At 75.1% G+C, this 17738-nt stretch carries 19 protein-coding genes and 1 tRNA gene; 12 read left to right on the forward strand and 8 right to left on the reverse strand.

From position 1 onward, the window contains the following. Positions 1-78: 78 nt before the first annotated feature. Both LG943_RS11775 and LG943_RS11780 read right to left on the reverse strand, forming a co-directional pair. Positions 79-420 (reverse strand): DUF6507 family protein, encoded by a 342-nt coding sequence (locus LG943_RS11775; RefSeq protein WP_270072287.1) that lies wholly within the window; start codon positions 418-420, stop codon positions 79-81. A 119-nt stretch (positions 421-539) separates the two neighbouring features. Then, complete coding sequence (locus LG943_RS11780; RefSeq protein ID WP_270072288.1) at positions 540-995, reverse strand: hypothetical protein; 456 nt, start codon at positions 993-995, stop codon at positions 540-542. Between the two features lie 190 nt (positions 996-1185). Here LG943_RS11780 and LG943_RS11785 point away from each other — a divergent pair, with 190 nt between their 5' ends. The 8 genes from LG943_RS11785 to LG943_RS11820 all read left to right on the forward strand — a co-directional run bounded on the left by LG943_RS11785 (position 1186) and on the right by LG943_RS11820 (position 9067). After that, a complete protein-coding gene (locus LG943_RS11785; protein ID WP_270072289.1) occupies positions 1186-1521 on the forward strand; it encodes a hypothetical protein in 336 nt (111 codons plus the stop codon). Positions 1522-1547: 26 nt separating this feature from the next. After that, positions 1548-1850 carry a pore-forming ESAT-6 family protein gene (locus tag LG943_RS11790; protein WP_270072290.1) on the forward strand — a complete coding sequence of 101 codons (303 nt, stop codon included), beginning with the start codon at positions 1548-1550 and terminating at the stop codon, positions 1848-1850. 184 nt (positions 1851-2034) lie between these two features. Continuing rightward, positions 2035-3153 (forward strand): TNT domain-containing protein, encoded by a 1119-nt coding sequence (locus LG943_RS11795; protein ID WP_270072291.1) that lies wholly within the window; start codon positions 2035-2037, stop codon positions 3151-3153. Between the two features lie 65 nt (positions 3154-3218). Then, positions 3219-4544, forward strand: coding sequence for a type VII secretion integral membrane protein EccD (gene eccD, locus LG943_RS11800; protein WP_270072292.1), 1326 nt, complete (start codon positions 3219-3221; stop codon positions 4542-4544). Between the two features lie 19 nt (positions 4545-4563). Then, positions 4564-5463, forward strand: a complete 900-nt coding sequence (locus tag LG943_RS11805; RefSeq protein ID WP_270072293.1) for a MinD/ParA family ATP-binding protein — start codon at positions 4564-4566, stop codon at positions 5461-5463. Between the two features lie 1139 nt (positions 5464-6602). Further along, positions 6603-6884, forward strand: coding sequence for a hypothetical protein (locus LG943_RS11810; RefSeq protein ID WP_270072294.1), 282 nt, complete (start codon positions 6603-6605; stop codon positions 6882-6884). A gap of 128 nt (positions 6885-7012) precedes the next feature. Further along, positions 7013-8545 (forward strand): serine hydrolase domain-containing protein, encoded by a 1533-nt coding sequence (locus LG943_RS11815; protein ID WP_270072295.1) that lies wholly within the window; start codon positions 7013-7015, stop codon positions 8543-8545. Positions 8546-8797: 252 nt separating this feature from the next. Continuing rightward, the gene (locus LG943_RS11820) at positions 8798-9067 is read left to right on the forward strand and encodes a hypothetical protein (protein WP_270072296.1); all 270 of its coding nucleotides are present in this window, start codon (positions 8798-8800) and stop codon (positions 9065-9067) included. Between the two features lie 39 nt (positions 9068-9106). On the opposite strand, the gene LG943_RS11825 is transcribed toward LG943_RS11820, so the two are convergent. Further along, positions 9107-9517, reverse strand: coding sequence for a RidA family protein (locus tag LG943_RS11825; protein ID WP_270072297.1), 411 nt, complete (start codon positions 9515-9517; stop codon positions 9107-9109). Positions 9518-9653: 136 nt separating this feature from the next. After that, positions 9654-9974 carry a hypothetical protein gene (locus tag LG943_RS11830; protein WP_270072298.1) on the reverse strand — a complete coding sequence of 107 codons (321 nt, stop codon included), beginning with the start codon at positions 9972-9974 and terminating at the stop codon, positions 9654-9656. Between the two features lie 274 nt (positions 9975-10248). Here LG943_RS11830 and LG943_RS11835 point away from each other — a divergent pair, with 274 nt between their 5' ends. Next, entirely contained in the window at positions 10249-10656 is a 408-nt protein-coding gene (locus LG943_RS11835) for a hypothetical protein (RefSeq protein WP_270072299.1), read from the forward strand. 41 nt (positions 10657-10697) lie between these two features. Here LG943_RS11835 and LG943_RS11840 read toward each other — a convergent pair whose 3' ends face one another. Continuing rightward, positions 10698-11642, reverse strand: a complete 945-nt coding sequence (locus tag LG943_RS11840; RefSeq protein WP_270072300.1) for an SDR family oxidoreductase — start codon at positions 11640-11642, stop codon at positions 10698-10700. A 322-nt stretch (positions 11643-11964) separates the two neighbouring features. On the opposite strand from LG943_RS11840, the gene LG943_RS11845 reads away from it, so the two are divergent. From LG943_RS11845 to LG943_RS11855, 3 genes are all read left to right on the forward strand, one after another. After that, positions 11965-12804, forward strand: a complete 840-nt coding sequence (locus LG943_RS11845; RefSeq protein ID WP_270072301.1) for a helix-turn-helix transcriptional regulator — start codon at positions 11965-11967, stop codon at positions 12802-12804. Positions 12805-12889: 85 nt separating this feature from the next. After that, the gene (locus tag LG943_RS11850; protein ID WP_270072302.1) at positions 12890-13201 is read left to right on the forward strand and encodes a nucleoside triphosphate pyrophosphohydrolase; all 312 of its coding nucleotides are present in this window, start codon (positions 12890-12892) and stop codon (positions 13199-13201) included. A 168-nt stretch (positions 13202-13369) separates the two neighbouring features. Further along, positions 13370-14668 (forward strand): hemolysin family protein, encoded by a 1299-nt coding sequence (locus LG943_RS11855; RefSeq protein ID WP_270072303.1) that lies wholly within the window; start codon positions 13370-13372, stop codon positions 14666-14668. A 316-nt stretch (positions 14669-14984) separates the two neighbouring features. Here the strand turns inward: LG943_RS11855 and LG943_RS11860 are convergent. From LG943_RS11860 to cysS, 3 genes are all read right to left on the reverse strand, one after another. Then, positions 14985-15057: transfer RNA gene (locus tag LG943_RS11860), tRNA-Thr, on the reverse strand. A 47-nt stretch (positions 15058-15104) separates the two neighbouring features. Beyond that, on the reverse strand, positions 15105-16094 hold the full coding sequence (rlmB, locus tag LG943_RS11865; RefSeq protein WP_270072304.1) for a 23S rRNA (guanosine(2251)-2'-O)-methyltransferase RlmB: 990 nt from the start codon (positions 16092-16094) through the stop codon (positions 15105-15107). A gap of 155 nt (positions 16095-16249) precedes the next feature. Next, positions 16250-17653: a cysteine--tRNA ligase gene (cysS, locus tag LG943_RS11870; RefSeq protein ID WP_270072305.1), complete on the reverse strand. Its 1404-nt coding sequence runs from the start codon at positions 17651-17653 to the stop codon at positions 16250-16252. Positions 17654-17738: the final 85 nt, after the last annotated feature.

Below are 17738 nucleotides of genomic sequence, written 5' to 3' on the forward strand. Positions count from 1 at the left end.
GGCCGGGCGGCGCCTCGCGCGCCGCCCGGCCGCCGGGCCGTCGCGGTGTCCCCGCCGCCACCCGCGTCGGGCCGCGCGCTACACGTCGAGGGACTCGATGTTGTCGGCGTTGCTCTGGGCGTCGGCCGCCATCTGGAGGTTGCCCTCAAGGTAGTAGCCGGTGGCCTTCACGCAGCCGTTGATGGCGGCGGCGGTCTTGAGGACCATGCTCTCCAGGGTCCCGCCGTACTCGGTGACGAACTCCTCCAGCGCGGTGCCGATGGGTCCGCTGGCCGCGGCCGTGCCGGCCTCCTGGATGTGGCCGCCGAAGGTCTCGATCTTGGCCACGAGGCCGCCTGTGCCGTCGTCGCCGCCGACATGCCCGCCGACGGTCTGCACGACCTCGTTGACCTGGGGGGCCTCAATGTCCCACGTCGTCATCGTCGTTCCGGCTCCCTTCTGCCCTGCTCCCGGGTCCACCCGCGCGGGCGGGCACGGGGTGCGGGACGGGTGATCGTTCGGTCGGAGGGTCGGAGGTGGCGGAGTCAGGCTTCTCCACGTTAGGCGCCGGCGGCGGCCGCGGGGTTCCCGTCCGGTTCCGGACGCCGCCCGGTGCTTGGGGCGTCCCCGCCCGGCCGCTCGGCGGCGGGCCCGGCGGGTGCGGCCGCCGCGGCGGGTGCGGCGGCCGCCGCACCGGTGTCCGGGCCGAACCGGGCCGGGCGGAAGGTGGAGGGCGCGCGGGTGGGGCGCTGGCCGGTATCGGTCACGGCCAGTTCGGCGCGCGCCACCTGCTCCATGAGCTGGGCGAGGTTCTCGCGGATGGCCGCGGCGTTGTGCCTGACCTGCTGCGACAGCCGCCGAGTGGCGATCCGCAGCCGGGCGTTGGGGTCGGCCTCGGGCGGGGCGGCGGAGGTGTCCTCGGCGTCCGCCGGGGTGTCGGGGTCGTCGTGGCCGTCTTCGGCCCGCGCTCCCGCGGGCTCGGGCCACTCAGCGGGATCCACCAGTTCGAACTTCATGCAGAGTCCCCCCAGTCGTCGTATCCACAACCGGCAACAACCAACTCCCGCCTGTCATTATGGCCCATATAATTGTCCTCCCCGATGAATTCTTCCGTTATATGGTCCACACGCGGATTGCGGGAACCAGCGATACGGACTGGACGTCCTACCGCAGTAGACGGCAGGTAACCGAGGAGCAGGTGAACAGATGTCACGTTGGGACTTCGGCGATCAGACCCTTACCACCCTGAACCGCAACACCTCCACCTCCGGAGATCAATTGGCGACGCTGATCAATCAGCTCATCGACGCCGCCGAGCCCCTTTCCGGCCGGTTCAACGGCGCCGGCAAGGCCGCCTTCGACTCCTTCAAGGCGCGCTCGGAGCAGATCACCGCCGACCTCAGCGCCGGGCTGGGCTCCATCAACCAGGGCCAGACCGGCATGCAGACCGCGTTCGCGACCGGTAACCAGACCATGGCCGACGACGCCACCCGCAACATGGGCGCGGCCAACTTCGACGCCGCCAAGTTCCGCACCGCCTGACCGCCCCCGAGCCGAGGAGACCCCCGATGACCAACGGACGCAACAGCTACGACATCGGCGCCTCCCAGGAGGCGCAGACCAACATCCACGCGGTGATGTCCCAGCTCGAAGCCATCATCGGCGAGCACGACGTCGACGTCAGCAACGCCATGGCCGACTTCCAGGCCGACGGCGTCTCCGACGAGTACAGCGCCAAGGAACTCAAGTGGCACAACGCGGGCAACGAGGTCCGCGAGATCATCCGCCTGGTGCGCGACACCCTTGAGGCCAACGACGGCACCGCCCAGGAGGCCCTGGGCCGCGCCAACGCCGCCGTCCAGGCCATCTGACCGCTCCAGCGCGCACCCGCGGCCGTCGCGCGGCCGCCCCACGCCCCACGGGAGGGGCCCCGTAGGCTGACGGGCGCCCCTCCCGCCCCATGCGCCCCACCCTGCACGCGCCACGGCGCACCGGCCGCCCCGCGCGGCGCCCGCCCCGCCCGTCAGCCCCGGCCGCCCCCGGAAAGGAGGCCCGATGGCCCGCGACTACGACAGCCAGCTCCTGGAGTCGGTCGCCGTCCGCCGCAAGCGCCTCCGCGAGGCCGTGCTGTTCGGGCCCCAGCGCACCCGCCGGCGGCTGGACGAAAACGTCGGCAAGATCCTCATCGGCCTGGCGCTGTCGGCGGTCATGTGCGCGGGCAGCATCGGCTGGTCCTTCCTCCAGAACCAGCTCGCCACCCAGGAGCAGGCCCAGCGCGAGCAGGACCAGGCCGCCTCGCCCCCGCCCGAGGTCGCCTCGGCGCCCGTGCCCGCCGACTGGGTGGGCGCCGACGTCACCATGGAGATGCTCCAGGAGGAACTCGACCTCGCCGAGGTCCCGCCCGGCCTCTACGTGCTGCCCGGCGAACCCCGGCCCGAGCCCGGCACCGTCGACAGCTACTACCTCCTCACCGAGAACGAGCGCGGATTCGCCGCCGGCATCGTGGAGTTCGAGCAGGGCCGCACCGGCGCCGAGTTCGCCACCGAGGACGAGGCCGCCCGCTGGCTCTACAGCGAACTCGTCCTGGTCGACGCCGAACCCCAGGCACTCAGCGCGGCCGAGGAGCTGGCCGCCGACCAGCGCACCGCCGAACTCACCCAGCAGATCGAGCAGCAGATCCGCGAGGGCAGCGGCGACTCCGTGCGCCAGACCCTGCGCGCCGGCACCGTGCTCGACGCCTTCGGCAACGAGAGCGGCTCCCTGCTCTTCCCCGACGGCCTGGCCTTCAGCGAGCGCGGCCTGCCCGAGATCAGCCGCGGCGGCGAACCCGCCGCCCCCACCGCCGAGCCTTCGCCCTCCGGCTCGCCCGCCGACGAACTCCGCCCCGCCGACCCGCCCGACCCCTCTCCCTCGGCCTCGGCCGGCCCCAGCCCCACCCCCTCGGGCGACCCCGACGACCAGGCCGCCGCCCAGAACTACCACCGCTACCGGGTGACCCACCCCTTCAGCGTCGAGGCGTCGCTGTCGCCCAGCAGCGACCCCCACCCCGGCGGCGGCGTCCGGTTCACCGTCGACGCCGGCGGCTTCACCCAGCCGCCCGCGCTGCCGAGCATCCGCTGGCTGCTGGCCAACGGCTACCTCGAACGCGTCGAGGTGACCGACGTCCCCGCCTGACTCCCGCCGCCGCGCCCGGCGGCACCGCCTCCCGCCAACCTAGACAAGCGATGGGAAAGGGCCCGATGACCTCCTGGAGCCGCGTGACCCTCGTCGGCGAGAACCGCCGGGTCGACGCCGTTCTCCCCGCACAGGAGCCGGTCGGCGCGCTGATGCCCGAGGTGCTGCGCCTGCTCGGCGACCGCGTGCACAACCCCGCGCTGCCGATGCACCTGGCCACCGCCGCCGGGGTGCACCTGGACACCGACGCCACCCTGGCCGACCGCGGCATCGCCGACGGCGACGTCCTGCGCCTGGTGCGCGTCGACGAACCCGTCCCCGCCCCGGTCGTGCACGAGGTCCCCGACGCCGTCGGCGACGTCCTCGACGGCAACCAGGGCCGGTGGAACCCCACCGCCGCCCGCTGGAGCGCCACCGGCGCCGTCACCGCGCTGGCTTTGGCCGTGTGCCACCTGCTGTGGCAGGGCACCGGCTCCACCACCGGCGCGGCCGTGCTCGCCACCGTCGCGGTGGCCCTGCTGGGCCTGGGCTGGGCCGTCGCCGCCACCTGGCGCGAGCCCTTCGGCACCGCGCTGGCCATCGCGGGCGGCGCCGTGGCCGCCTCCACCCTGTGGACCGCCACCGCCGCCTTCGGCTGGCCGGGGTGGGTGCTGTGGGGCGGGCTGGCCTCCGTCGTGGCCGCCCTCGCCACCGGGCTGGGCCTGACCACCGGCCTGGGGCGCGGCGGGGTCATCGGCGGAGCGGTCATCGCCGCCTACGCCCTGGTGTGGGCGGGCGGTGCGGCCCTGGGCCTGGAGCTCCCCCGGATCGCCGCCGCCGTGGCGGTGGTGTGCGTGGTCGTACTCAGCCTGATCCTGCGGGTCGCCATGGCCATGTCGGGGCTGACCGTCCTCGACGACCGGCGCGGCTCGGGCTCTCCGGTGGCGCGCTCCGACGTCATGACCGCGCTCGCCGGCGCGCACCGCACCATGACCCTGGCCACCGTCGCCACCGCCGTGTCGGCGGCGGCCGCCGGGGTGTGGCTCACCCGCGACCTCGGCGGCTGGACCGCCGCCCTGGCCGCGCTGCTGGCGATCGTGGTGGCCAGCCGGTCCCGGCTGTTCCCCCTCATCCTGCAAAAGGTCCCGCTGATGGCGGCGGCCCTGCTCGTCGTCGTCGCCCTGGCCACGGCCTGGGCCGACACCGGCGGCTGGACCCTGTGGGCGGCCGCGGGCGTGCTGGCGGCCTGCCTGCTCATCCCCGTCGTGGTGCTCACCGTGGACCAGCCCGAGCACACCCGCGCCCGGCTGCGGCGCATCGCCAACCGCTTCGAGGCGGTCGCGGTGGTGGTGCTCATCCCGGTGGCGATCGGGTCGCTGGGCACCTACGAGCGGCTGATCAACACGTTCTGACCGACGAAAGGGGAGGGTCATGCGCGACACCGCGACGACCGCGGGGCCGGGCGGCGGACGGCGCGGCGACTCCCTGCTGCGCCGGGTGGGCCGCGGCGCGGTGTGGCCGTTCCGGCCGCCCGAGGACGTGCTGACACCCATCGCGCTGGGCCGCGAACTCCAGCGGTCGGTCACCACCGGCCGCCGCATCGTGGTGAGCCGCCCGCGCGGCGGCCCGGCCGAGAGCACCGTCAGCGCGCTGCTGGCCACCGTCTACGCGCACTACCGCAACGACCGCGTGCTGGCCATGGACCTCGGCCCGGGCACGGGCTCGCTGGCGGCCCGCTTCGGCACGGGCCACGGCGGGCCCGACACCGGCCTGGCGGCGCCCGGCATCGAGTCCGACTCCTTCGAGCACGTCGAGCCGTGCCTGGCGCCGGTGCGCGAGCGGCTGTGGCTGCTGCCCGGCCTCCAGGAGGTGATCGCCGAAGGCCGGCTGGACGCCCGCACCTACCAGAACAAGGTGCTGTCGCTGACCCGGTTCTTCGGGCTCACCGTCATCGACCGCGCGGCCGACATCTCCGACGGCCTCAACCGCGCGGCGCAGGCCAGCGCCCACGCCCACGTGCTCGTGGTGCCGGCCACCCGCGAGGGCGCGGCCGACATCGGGCGCGCCTTCGACTGGATGACCGCCAACGGCGCCGACTCCCTGCCGCGCCGCATCGTGGTGGTGTTCACCGAGCACGAGCGGGGCCAGGATCCCGCGTTCGACTACCCCGGCTCCGCCGAGATCCTGCGCCACAGCGGCGCCGAGGTGTTCCGGCTGGCCTACGACCGCCACCTGGCGGCCCCCGCCCCCATCGACCCCGCCCGGATCTCGGCCGCCACCCACGCCACCGCCACGCGCGTGGCCGTGGAGTGCCTGCGCCGGGCCATGTGACCATGGGACCGGCAGACACCGCGCCGGGCGCCGCCCCGGCACCGCACCGGACCACCGCCGGCGACCGGGTGACCGGGCCGCCCTCGCGCCGCCCCGCCCGCCAGGAGACCCCCAGCATGCCGAACCGCCCGCACCCGGGAGAACCCCCGCAGCCGCCGCCCGAGCCGGCGGAGCCCGCCGCGGCGTCCCCCTTCTACCCCGAGGTCGACCCGCCGCCCCCGCCCTACAGCCGCCCACCCGAGCCGTCGGCCGCCCCCGGCCGGCCGGGCGAGCCGGGCGCCGCCGGCATGCGGGGGGAGGCGGCCGCCGCCGGCCGGCCGGAGGAGCCGGGCACCGCCGGCTCGCCGGGAGAACCGGCCGCGCCGTCCACAGCCTGGGGACAACCCACACGGCCCGCCCCCACGCGGCGGCGTCCCGCGCCCGCACGGCGGGCGCCGGCAGCCGCCCCGTCGCCGCACCCGGCCCCGACCGATCCGACGGCGCCCACCCCGCGCACCGCACCCACGCGGCGGAAGCCGATGCCGACGGCCGAACCCGCCGCCCCGGCACCCGGTGCAGCCCACGCGCACCCGCGCCACCCCGCCGCAGGCGGAACCGGAGCCCCGCCCGCGCACCCGTCAGCCGCTGGGGCGCCGCCCACCACGCCGGCGCCCGAGCCCACCGCGCCCTCGTCCGCCTGGCGCTCCGACCCCGCCTACCGCCAGAGCACCCCGCCGCAGGGCACCGGCCCGCACGCGTCGGCAGCCTCCGGCACCGAGCCGCACTCGTCGGCCATCCCGGGCGCCGCGTCGCCTCATGCAACCGGCCCCCACGTCTCAGCCGCCCCCGGCACCACCCCGCACCAGGGCACCGGTCCCCACGCGTCGGCGGCCCCCGGCGCCGCCCCGGCCCACGGAACCGGCCCGCACGCGTCGGCAGCCGCCGCCGGCGCCACCCCGGCCCACGGCACGCCGCCGCACGGTGGTCCCGCCCCCGCTGCGGCCCCGGGTACCCCCGGCGCCCCGAGTGCCTCCACCGCGCCGCCCGCTCCGGCCGCCTACACGCGCGCCGCCGCGACCGCCCACCCCCGGTCGGCGGCGCCGGTCACGCCCGCCGCACCTGCGGACCCGGCCGCATCGCCCGCCCCGCCGTCCCACGGCGTGGCCGGTCCCGTGCCCGCCGCGCCGGATCCGGCCACCGGCCCCACCGTCTCGGCCGTGCCCGGATCGGCCACGGCCCGCGCGTTCATGCACGGCCCCACCGGGCCGCAGCCCTCGGCCCCCGCCACCGGCCACCAGCGCCGGTTCCCGCCGCGCGCCCCCACCGACTACGAGAGGCAGTTGCGCGCCCTTCCCGGCGTCCCGGTCTCCTTCCTGCCCCGCCTCCTCTACAAGGCCACCGGCGGCAGGCTCAACCTCTCCGCCGGGCGGAAGACCTCCTGACCCCGTGCCCGTGCCCGGGCGCGTACCCGGGCGCGGCACCACGCCCGCCGGCACGGGGGCCGGCACCCCCGGAAGTGGCGTGGCAGCGCCCTTGAGGCGCCCCCCGCACCCGCGCGTAGGCTGCCGCAGTGCCCACACCCCGCTCCCTCCCGCTCCGCCGCGCCTTCACCACCGCGCGGGCCGGCCGCCTCGTCGCCGCGGCGTTCGCCGCCGTCCTGACCGCCGCGTCGATCGCACCCGGCGCTGCCGCCGCCGACCCCGGCGGCGGCGCGGAGGGCGCCGGCGCCACGCCCGCCGCGATCGACGCCCTCGTGCGGGAGTACCGGGCCGCGTTGGACGTCCCCGGCGTCGCGGTGACCGTCACCCGGGGCCGCGAAACCGTCCACGCCGCCGGTTACGGCACCACCCCTTCCGGCGCGGCCGTCACCGCCGACACCCCCATGGCCGTGGCCTCGGTCAGCAAGTCCTTCACCGCGACGGCGGTGCTGCAACTGGTCGAGGCCGGCGAGGTCGACCTCGACCGGCCCGTGGCCGCCTACCTCCCCGAGTTCACGATGGCCGACCCGCGCGCGGCCGACATCACCGTGCGGCAACTGCTCGACCAGACCTCGGGCATGTCCGACACCACCTTCCCCGCCTTCACCCGCGAGCAGCCCGACACGCTGCGCGAGGCGGTCGCCGGCATGCGCACCGGGCGGCTCGCCGCCGCCCCCGGGGAACGGTACGAATACCACAACCCCAACTTCCAGGTCGCCGCGCGCCTGGTCGAGGTGGTCGCCGACCGCCCGTTCGCCGAGCAACTCCGGGCCGGCGTCTTCGCACCGCTCGGCATGGACCGCAGCACCACGCTCAACACCGACCGCGACCTGCCGCCCAGCGCGCACGGCCACCTCAGGGTCGCCGGGCAGGCCGTGGCGCTGCCCGAGCCGTGCGCGTTCGGCGCCGGCTCCGGCGGCGTGGTCAGCACCGCCTCGGACATGGCCGCCTGGCTGATCGCGCAGAACAGCGGCGGCCGGGGCCCCGGCGGCGCCCGGATCCTCTCCCCCGAGAGCACCGCGCTCGCGCACACCCCCTCACCCGACTCCGGCTCCTACGCGCTGGGCTGGTCCACCGGCGAGACCCCCTCGGGCGCGCCGGTCATCGAGCACAGCGGCGACCTGTTCACCTCCACCGCCTACCAGGCGCTGCTGCCGGAGTCCGGGCACGGTGTCGCGGTCATGGCCAACACCGGTATGGCCCACGGCGACGCGCAGGCCATCGGCGCGGCGCTGGTCGCCCTGATCGAGGAGGGCCGGGCGCCCGCCGCCCCGGCGCAGACCGCCCTGGTGTGGCTGGACGCGGGGTTCCTCGCGCTGGCGCTGGCCGCCGCCGCGGCGGGCTGGCGCGGCGCGCGCCGCGCGGGCCGCTGGGCGCGCGCCCGCGCCGCGCGCCCGGTGTGGGCGGTCCTGCGGCTGCTGCCGCTCGCGCTGCCCCCGCTCCTGCTGGCCGAGGTCCACCGCGTCGTCGGCTTCCTGTACCGGGGCCGAGACGTGGCCTGGATCCAGGTGGCCTACCTCTACCCCGCGTTCCTGGTCCTGCTGGCCGTCGCCGCGCTGGCCTGCGCCGTCGTGGCCGCGATGCGCGTGGCGCACCTGGTGCGGGAGCGCCGGCGCCGCCCCTGAGGGGGCCGCGGGAACGCGGAAACGGGTATTCCCCGGCGCTGCGGGCCGGGGTATCCTCGCCCTGAACCTGCGGTCGACGGGAAAGGCGCGCGCGGAGATCGACGACCTGGTGCTCGGTGTCCTCCACCCTCTGGGTGGCCCTTAACCGTCGTCAGGCTGCCCGAAAAACCGCCGCCGACCGCCTTCCTCCTCAGCCCGACCCAGCTCCTCACCTACTTCGCCGCCATCGCCGCCGGACTGTTCACCTGCGTCGTGGCGGTCGGGTCGGCGCTGCTCCTGCTGCGGATCCTCAACCGCGCGGCCGAACGCCGGTGGCCCGCCCTCCGCTCCCCCGGCCCGCCGCCCGGCCCGTCCCCCCGGCCGCCGGACCCGCCGCCGGGCGACCTGCGCAACGAGGTCCACGGCGACATCTGGGGGACCGCCGTCCAGGCCGGGCGCATCGACCACCTCCACCTGCACCTGCCGCCCCCGGCGGACCGCCCGGCCGCACCCGGCCCGGCGGGCGGCGCGGACCCGGGGTAGCGGCGGCGGGCGCGCCCTCGCCGAGGGCGTGCGCCGTGCTCAGGAGTCGAGGACGGCGGCCACCGCCTCGATCTCGACCAACTGGTGGTCGTAGCCCAGGACGGTCACGCCCATCAGCGTGCTGGGGACGTCGTGGTCGCCGAACGCGTCGCGCACGACCTCCCACGCCGCCACCAGGTCCGGCTGCCGGTCCGACGCCACGAGCACGCGGGTGCTGATGACGTCCTCCAGGTCGGCGCCGGCGTCGGCCAGGGCCGTCCGCAGGTTCTCCACCGCCTTCGCCGCCTGCCCGGCGACGTCGCCCACCGCCGCCGTCGAGCCGTCGGCGTTCAGCGGGCACGCCCCGGCGAGGAAGATCAGCCGGGCCTCGGCCGGAGCCGTGGCCGCGTAGGCGTACTCGGCGACGTCGGACAGCGAGGCGGAGCGGATCAGCGTGACGGCACGCGGCATGGGACACCTCTCACGAGCGGTGGACAGGGGCACAGGGGCACGGTCCCATGAAACGCCCCGCGATCTCGACCCGTTTTCGCCCGGCCGTCCCGACCCGCCCCGCCCGGCCACCGCCGTCGCCGCCGGCGGCGCGGCATCAGCCCGGGGCGCCGAACCGCCGTGCGGCGTCGCGGTGCCGGTCCGCCGCCGCCCTCCCCTGGGCGGGGCTGACCACCGATCCGGGCATGCGCGCCAGGCGTTCGACCTGCTCCGCCAGGCGCAGGTGCTCGCGCCGCGCGTGCTCGCGGCAGGCCAGGCAGGTGACGCGGTCCGGGCGCGGAGAGGTCATCGCCACGGGCACCCGCAGCCCGCAGCCGGTGGCGACGCGGGACGGCAGGTCCCCCGCCAGTCCGAACGCGGCCGCCATCATGTCGCGGACGGCTACGCCGTCCTGGCCGAACCGCTCAGTGACGTGCACATGGGGATCACGACCGTCCATAGCCCCGTTCTTCCCGGAAACGCGGCCACGGCATGGTTTTCCGGGTCGAAAGTGGCGGACGTTCGGGACATGGGTGACGTGTGGGCAGGTCAGCGGCGTGGTACCTATCTGACGGACCACCCGCGGTAACCGACCGACCACGCCTCCCGCGCCGCCGCCCACCCCACGGGGCGGCGCCGCCTCCGCCGCTCCCTCCCGGCCGCACGCGCGGCGCCACCGCGCGCCCCGGCCGCCTGCCCCCGAAAGGACGACCATGAGGCGCCTGACCACCGCCGCCGCCCTGTCCACCGCCGCCCTCGCCGCATCCCTCCTGGTCGCCGCCCCGGCCGAGGCCGCCGAGGGCTCGATCACCATCGAGGTGGTCGAGTACGACATCGTCGAGAACAGCGACAACTGGCTGCGGACCGAGACCATCATCATCGAGGACCCGGCGGCGGGCGGCTGCCATCCCCTCCCCGAGCAGTGGACCGACACCCAGACCCAGATCGAGCGGGTCATCGCGAAGTTCCACAACGGCACCGACGTCACGGTCATGATCACCAAGGACCCCTGCGCCGACCTCCAGGGCGGCCTGTGGCTCGACGACTGGTTCGACCTCGGCGCGGGCAAGGAGACCGACCACATCCCCCAGCACATGCGCAGCGTCGTCGCCCTGGGCTGACCCCCGCACGCGCACGCGGTGCCCCCGCCCGGCCACCGTGCTCACCCGATGGGAAAGGACACCCCCGTGAGCTTCTCCGACACCTCCCAGACCCGCCGCGCCTCCTCGGCGCCGCGCAGCCGCGAGTAGAGCTTCTGGCTGCCGGGAGGACCGCCCATGTGCCCGGGGCCGCGCGGCCCGTAGAACCCGCCGCGCTCGGCGTCGGGCGAGGTGGCGGCGTAGAGCGCGGGCAGTTGCGCGGTCTGCACGGTGCCCACCACGATCCCGCGCGCCGACAGCGCCCGGATCAGGCGCACGGCCATGGTGTCCCGGCCGCGCCCGACCTCGGGGCGGGCGGCGAGCAGGTTCGTCGGCGCCACCCCGGGGTGCGACAGGTTGCTCGTGATGCCCCAGCCGTGGGCCTGGCTGCGCCGGTCGAGTTCGAGCCCGAACAGCCCGAACGCGATTTTGGACTGGCTGTAGGCGCCCATGCCGTCGTAGGAGCGTTCCCAGTTCAGGTCGTCCCAGTTGATGGCGCCCTGGTTGGCCGCGACGCTGACCTGCGAGGTCACCCGCGCGCGGCCGGCGCGCAGAAGCGGCAGCAGGTGCGCGGCCAGGGCGAAGTGGCCGAGGTGGTTGGTGCCGAACTGCAACTCGAACCCGTCGGCGGTGGTCTGCCGGTCGGGCGGGGTCATGACCCCGGCGTTGTTGATGAGGATGTGGATCGGCCGGCCCTCCTCCCGCAGGGCCTGGCCGAGAGCCTGGACGGAGGCCAGCGAGGACAGGTCCAGTTCGCGCACCGACACCTCCGCGCGGGGGACCGACCGCCGGATCGCGGTCAGCGCGGCCTCGCCCTTGCGCGGGTTGCGCACGGGCAGGACCACCTCGGCTCCGGCGGCAGCGAGCCTCGTGGCGAGGCCGAGCCCGATGCCGTCGCTCGCCCCGGTGACGACGGCGCGCCTGCCGGACAGGTCGGGGACGGTGATGTCGATCGGTTTGCGTGGCATGTGCGCACTCCTGGGTCGTGTCGGTGCCTCCACCGTGGTGGAATCCGGCGCCGGTATTCAGGGCCGCCCGATCCACTGATCGGCGGGCCCAGGACCCGGCGGCGCCCGCCGCGGCGCGGCCGGGCGCGGGGCGCCCCGCCCAGGGCCGCGACCAGCGCGAGCGTCCCGCCCCCCCATGCCCGCCCGCACCCCACCCGCGCACGCCACCCCGCACGGGGGGATCGGCGGTCAGTGGATGCCCGGTCGCGCGGACGGTAGAAAGAGGGCTGAGAGGCGCTGAGGGGCGTTGACGAGGGCACACACGGCGACGGGAGCGCGCACGGTGATCGATCGGACCGGACTGGCGGAGTTCCTCCGGCGCCGCCGTGAGGCGCTGCAACCCGAGGACGTCGGCCTCCCGCGCGGGCGCCGCCGCCGGACCAGCGGCCTGCGGCGCGAGGAGGTCGCCGCGCTCTGCCACATGTCGACCGACTACTACGCGCGGCTGGAGCGCGGGCGCGGCCCCCAGCCCTCCGAGCAGATGATCGCCTCCATCGCGCAGGGCCTGCACCTCTCCCTCGACGAGCGCGACCACCTGTTCCGGCTCGCCGGGCACACCCCGCCCGCGCGGGGCGCCGACAGCGAGCACATCAGCCCCGGGCTGCTGCGCATCCTCGACCGCCTGCACGACACCCCCGCGGAGATCGTCACCGAACTCGGCGAGACCCTGCGCCAGACCCCGCTCGCCGTCGCGCTCACCGGCGACCTCACCGCCTACACCGGCCCGGACCGCAGCATCGGCTACCGCTGGTTCACCGACCCCGCCACCCGCGCGCGCTACGCCCCCGAGGACCACGCGTTCCTCACCCGCATGTTCGCCTCGGGCCTGCGCGGGGTGGCCACCCTGCGGGGCCCCGGTTCCCGCGCCGCCCACTACGCCGACCTGCTCCTCGCCCAGAGCGAGGAGTTCCGCCGCGTGTGGGACGCCCACGAGGTCGGGATCCGCCCCGGCGAGGTCAAGCACTTCATCCACCCCGAACTCGGCGCCCTGGACCTGACCTGCCAGACCCTCCTGGACCCCGACCAGTCGCACCTCCTGCTCGTCTACACCGCCGCCCCCGGCAGCGAGAGCTACGACAAGCTGCAACTGCTGTCCGTCATCGGCGCCCAGCCCCTGCACTGACCCCCTGCCCGCCGGGCGGCGGCCCCGTTGTGCGCCCGGAACCGCCAGCACCGCCACACATCTTCGATGGAGGAGACAGACGACCATGCCGCCGAAGCTGGTCCGCGACCGCATCCCCGAGATCATCCGCGCCGACGGCGCAGACCCGCACATCACCGTCGCCGCCGACGACGAGTACCGGCGCGCACTCCGCGCCAAGCTCACCGAGGAGACCCAGGAGTACCTGGCGGCCGACGCCACCTCAGCCCTGGAGGAGCTGGCCGACATTTTGGAGGTCGTGCACGCCTTGGCCGCGGTGCACGGCGCCGACCCGGCCGAACTGGAGAAGACCCGCCGCACCAAGGCCACGGAGCGCGGAGCCTTCACCCAACGCCTCATCTGGCACGGAAACCGCTAGGCGGCCGAGCGGTCCGGCCCGCGCGGCGCCCGGCCGTCCCCTGTGCCCTACGCCTCACCGCGGAGAATGCCGCCGCATCCGGCACCGCGACGGGTAGGTGATCGTTGGAACGTGTGCCGCCGGTCTGGCCACCGCCAGGCGGTTCCGACATCAGCATGGAAGGACGCTATGGAGAACTACGGGGTCCAACTCGGCCTCGTGTTGGTCCTGGTCGTTCTCAACGCCCTGTTCGCGGGCAGCGAGATCGCGCTCATCACCCTGCGCGAAGGCCAGATCAAGAAACTCGAGGCGCGGGGGGCCGGGGGACGCACCGTCGCCCGCCTGGCGCGCGAGCCCAACCGCTTCATGGCGACCATCCAGATCGGCATCACCCTGGCCGGGTTCCTCGCCTCGGCCACCGCCGCCGTGTCCCTGGCGCAGCCGCTGATCGAACCGCTCGGCTTCCTCGGCGACGCCGCCGGGCCGGTGGCCATCGTCCTGGTGACCATCGTGCTGACCTTCATCACGCTGGTGTTCGGCGAGCTGGCGCCCAAGCGGATCGCCATGCAGCGCGCCGAGGGCTGGGCGCTCCTGGTCGCCCGCCCGCTGAACCTGCTGGCCGCGCTCTCCCGTCCGGCCGTGTGGCTCCTCAGCGTCTCCACCGACCTGGTCGTGCGCCTGACCGGCGGCGACCCCAACGCCGCCCGCGAAGAGGTGTCGGAGGAGGAGCTGCGGGACATGGTCGCCACGCAGCGCGGCATGACGCGCGAGCAGCGCACCATCATCACCAGCGCCTTCGAGATCAACGACCGCCGACTGCGCGAGGTCGTGGTCCCCCGCGGCAGCGTCTTCGTCATCCCCGCCCGGACCGAGGCCGGGGAGGCCACGCGGATGCTCGCCGAGCACGGCCACTCCCGCGCGCCGGTGGTCACCGACGACGACCTGGACGACGTGATCGGCGTCGTGCACTGGTCAGACCTGGTCCAGCGCGAGGGGACCGCCCGCGACCTGGCCCGGCGCCCGCTGCTGCTGCCCGACTCCCTGGTGGTCTCCCTGGCACTCCAGCGCATGACCTCCGAGCGCCAGCAACTGGCCGTGGTCGTCAACGAGACCGGCGGCATCGACGGCATCGTCAGCCTGGAGGACCTGCTGGAGGAGATCGTCGGCGAGATCTACGACGAGACCGACTCCGACATCCGTACGGCCGTGCGCCACGACGACGGCTCCATCACCCTGCCGGGCACCTACCCGGTCCACGACCTGCCCGACATCGACGTCCACCTCAAGGAGCGCCCCGAAGGCGACTACGTCACCGTGGCCGGACTCGTCATCGCGCTCCTGGGCCGCATCCCCGAGCAGCCGGGCGACCTGGTCGGCCTCGGCGAGTGGACCGCCCGGGTGGCCGAGACCAACGGCCGCGTCGTCTCAGCGGTCACCCTGCGCCGCCACAGCGACCCGCCGCCCGAGGCCGCCAAGGACGCGGAGTGATCGGCGAACGCGCCCCGAGACACCCGCGGAAACAGCCGCCTACACGATGGAGGCAGACCACAGTACGGCCGGCCCCAGACCGGTTGAGCGCCCATCCCGCTGCCAAGCGGCGTAGCCCGTCGACTGTGCGGCAAGAAGAGCGGGCGGCAGCCGGTAATCCGTCGGCCGCCGCCCGCATCGACTCAGCGTGCTTCCGTGAGGACCCTGTTGACGGCGTCGCGGATAAACGGCGGAATGGTCAGTCCCGGAAGCTGATCGGGAAACCCGCGCGGTGGTTCTGAGTTCCGCTCTGGCCTGCGCTTACGGGCAGGAAAAGAGCCGACGAGGGGACTTGAACCCCTAACCTATCGCTTACAAGGCGATTGCTCTGCCAATTGAGCTACGTCGGCTGATGACACCCCCATGGGGTGCCCAAGGGCATGGTACCGGGTTCGGGCTAGTGGTCGGTGGTGCGGCGGCGGGTGACCTCGTAGAGGGCTACTCCGGCGGCCACCGAGGCGTTGAGGGACTCGGCTCCGGTGATCGGGATGGCGGCGATCTGGTCGCAGGTCTCGCGGACCAGGCGGGACAGGCCGCGGCCCTCCGAACCCACCACGATCACCAGCGGGCCCGTGGCGAGGTCGAGGTGGTCCAGGCGGGTGTCGCCGTCGCCGTCGAGGCCGACCACGAACACGGCCTCGCTCTTGTACGCCTCCAGGGTGCGGGTGAGGTTGGTGGCCTGGGCGACCGGGAGGGTGGCCAGGGTGCCGGCCGAGGTCTTCCACGCCGCCATGGTCACCCCGGCGGCGCGGCGCTCGGGGATCAGCAGGCCGTTGGCGCCGAACGCCGCCGCCGACCGGGCCACCGCGCCCAGGTTGTGCGGGTCGGTCACGCCGTCGAGCGCGACGAACAGCGGCGCGGTGCCGGTCTCCTGCTCGGTGCGCCGGGCGGCGTCGAGGAGGTCGGCGGGGTCCCAGTACCGGTAGGGGCGGGTGTGCAGGGCGATGCCCTGGTGCACCGCGCCGGGCTGGCCGTTGCTCTCGCACCGGCGGTCGAGTTCGGCGCGGGGGACCTCGCGGATCTCGACCCCGGCGGCACCGGCCAGGCGGGCGGCCTCGGTGACGCGTTCGTCCTGGTCCAGGCTGTTGGCCAGGAAAAGCCGGGTGGCGGGCACGCCCGCCCGCAGCGCCTCGACCACCGGGTTGCGCCCCACCAGGAACTCCGCGCCGCCGCCCGCCGCCGACGCCCGCGCCGAAGCGGCGCCCCGGCCCGGCCCGGCGGGCGCGCCCGCGGCGGGCTTGTCGGTGCGCTTGGTCGACCGGCGCTGCTTGTCGGCGTACCAGTGGCGCTCCTCAGCGGGAAGGGTGCCCTTGCGGCCTTCCAGAGCACGCCGCCCCTTGCCGCCGCTGCCCTTGGTCGGGCCCTTCTTGCTCTTCTTCGCGGGCATGGGTGTTCGTCCTCATCGTCTGGTGGATTGCCGTTGGCCGGGTGCCGGCACGGTCCGCGACGCGGTCGTGCCCCTCCCGCCCTTCCATGGTCGCCGATGCCGGGGACCGCGTGCGCCGTCGGTCCACAGGCCGGCGCCGCGCCCGCGCCGCCCCCTCAGGAGCGGCGCAGCTCCCAGCGCGGACCGCGCGGGGTGTCCTCGACCACCACGCCCGCCGCGAGGAGCTGGTCGCGGATGGCGTCGGCCGCGGCGTAGTCCTTGCGGGCCCGCGCCGCCTGCCGCTGCTCCAGGGCGACCGCCACCAGGGAGTCGACGACGTCGCTCAGCCCGGAGTCGGCCCCCTGCGCCCAGGTGTCGGACAGCGGGTCCAGCCCCAGGACCGCCAGCATGGCCCGCACCTGCCCCGCCAGCTCGGCGATGCGCTCCTTGCCGCCCTCGGTCAGCGCGGTGTTGCCGTCGCGCACGTGCCCGTGCAGGACCGCCAGCGCCTGGGACACCCCGAGGTCGTCGTCGAGGGCGGCGGCGAAGGGGTCGGGCACCCGGGAGGCGGGCTCGACCGCGCCCACGACCTCCACAGCGCGGGTCACGAAGCCCTCGACCCGCTGGAACGCCGCCGCGGCCTCGGCGAGCGCGTCGTCGGAGTAGTCGATGACCGAGCGGTAGTGCGCCTGGGCGAGGTAGTAGCGCAGCTCCACCGGCCGGACCTTGCGCACCATGTCGGGGATGAGCAGGGAGTTGCCCAGGGACTTGCTCATCTTCTCGCCGCCCATGGTGAGCAGGCCGTTGTGCAGCCAGTACTGGGCGAAGCCGTCGCCGGCGGCGCGGGACTGGGCGACCTCGTTCTCGTGGTGGGGGAAGACGAGGTCGAGCCCGCCGCCGTGGATGTCGAACGCGCTGCCCAGGTACTTGGTGGACATGGCCGAGCACTCCAGGTGCCAGCCGGGCCGCCCCCGCCCCCACGGGGTCTCCCAACTGGGCTCGCCCGGCCGGGCGCCCTTCCACAGCGCGAAGTCGCGGGGGTCGCGCTTGCGCCGGTCGTCGTCGGTGTCGGCGGCGCCCCGCATCTGGTCGGGGCGCTGGTTGGACAGCGCGCCGTAGTCGGGGTAGGAGGCGACGTCGAAGTAGACGTCGCCGGAGCCGTCGGCGGCGGGGTAGGCGTGGCCGCGGTCGATGAGCCGCCGCATCAGCTCGATCATCTCGGGCACGTGGCCGGTGGCGCGGGGTTCGACCGTGGGCGGCAGGCAGCCCAGGGTGTCGTAGGCGGCGGTGAACGCCCGCTGGTTGCGCTCGGCGACCTCCCACCACGCCACGCCCTCGCCCCGGGCGACGTTGATGATCTTGTCGTCGATGTCGGTGACGTTGCGGCACAGCGTGACCCGCAGGCCGCGGTAGGTGAGCCAGCGCCGCAGGATGTCGAAATTGACGCCCGAGCGGATGTGCCCGATGTGCGGCGGCGCCTGCACCGTGGCACCGCACAGGTACAGCGACGCACACCCCTCGCGCAGGGGGGTGAAGTCGCGGACCTGCCGGGCACTGGTGTCGTAGAAGCGCAGACTCACACCCCAAGGGTAGCCGTTTCCCCGTGTACCACGGCCGGTTCGTCCACAGCCGACCGCCCCCCGCCGCACGGCGTCCGCGCCGCTC

Source organism: Streptomonospora mangrovi (genome assembly GCF_027604915.1).
Taxonomy (GTDB): Bacteria; Actinomycetota; Actinomycetes; order Streptosporangiales; family Streptosporangiaceae; genus Streptomonospora; species Streptomonospora mangrovi.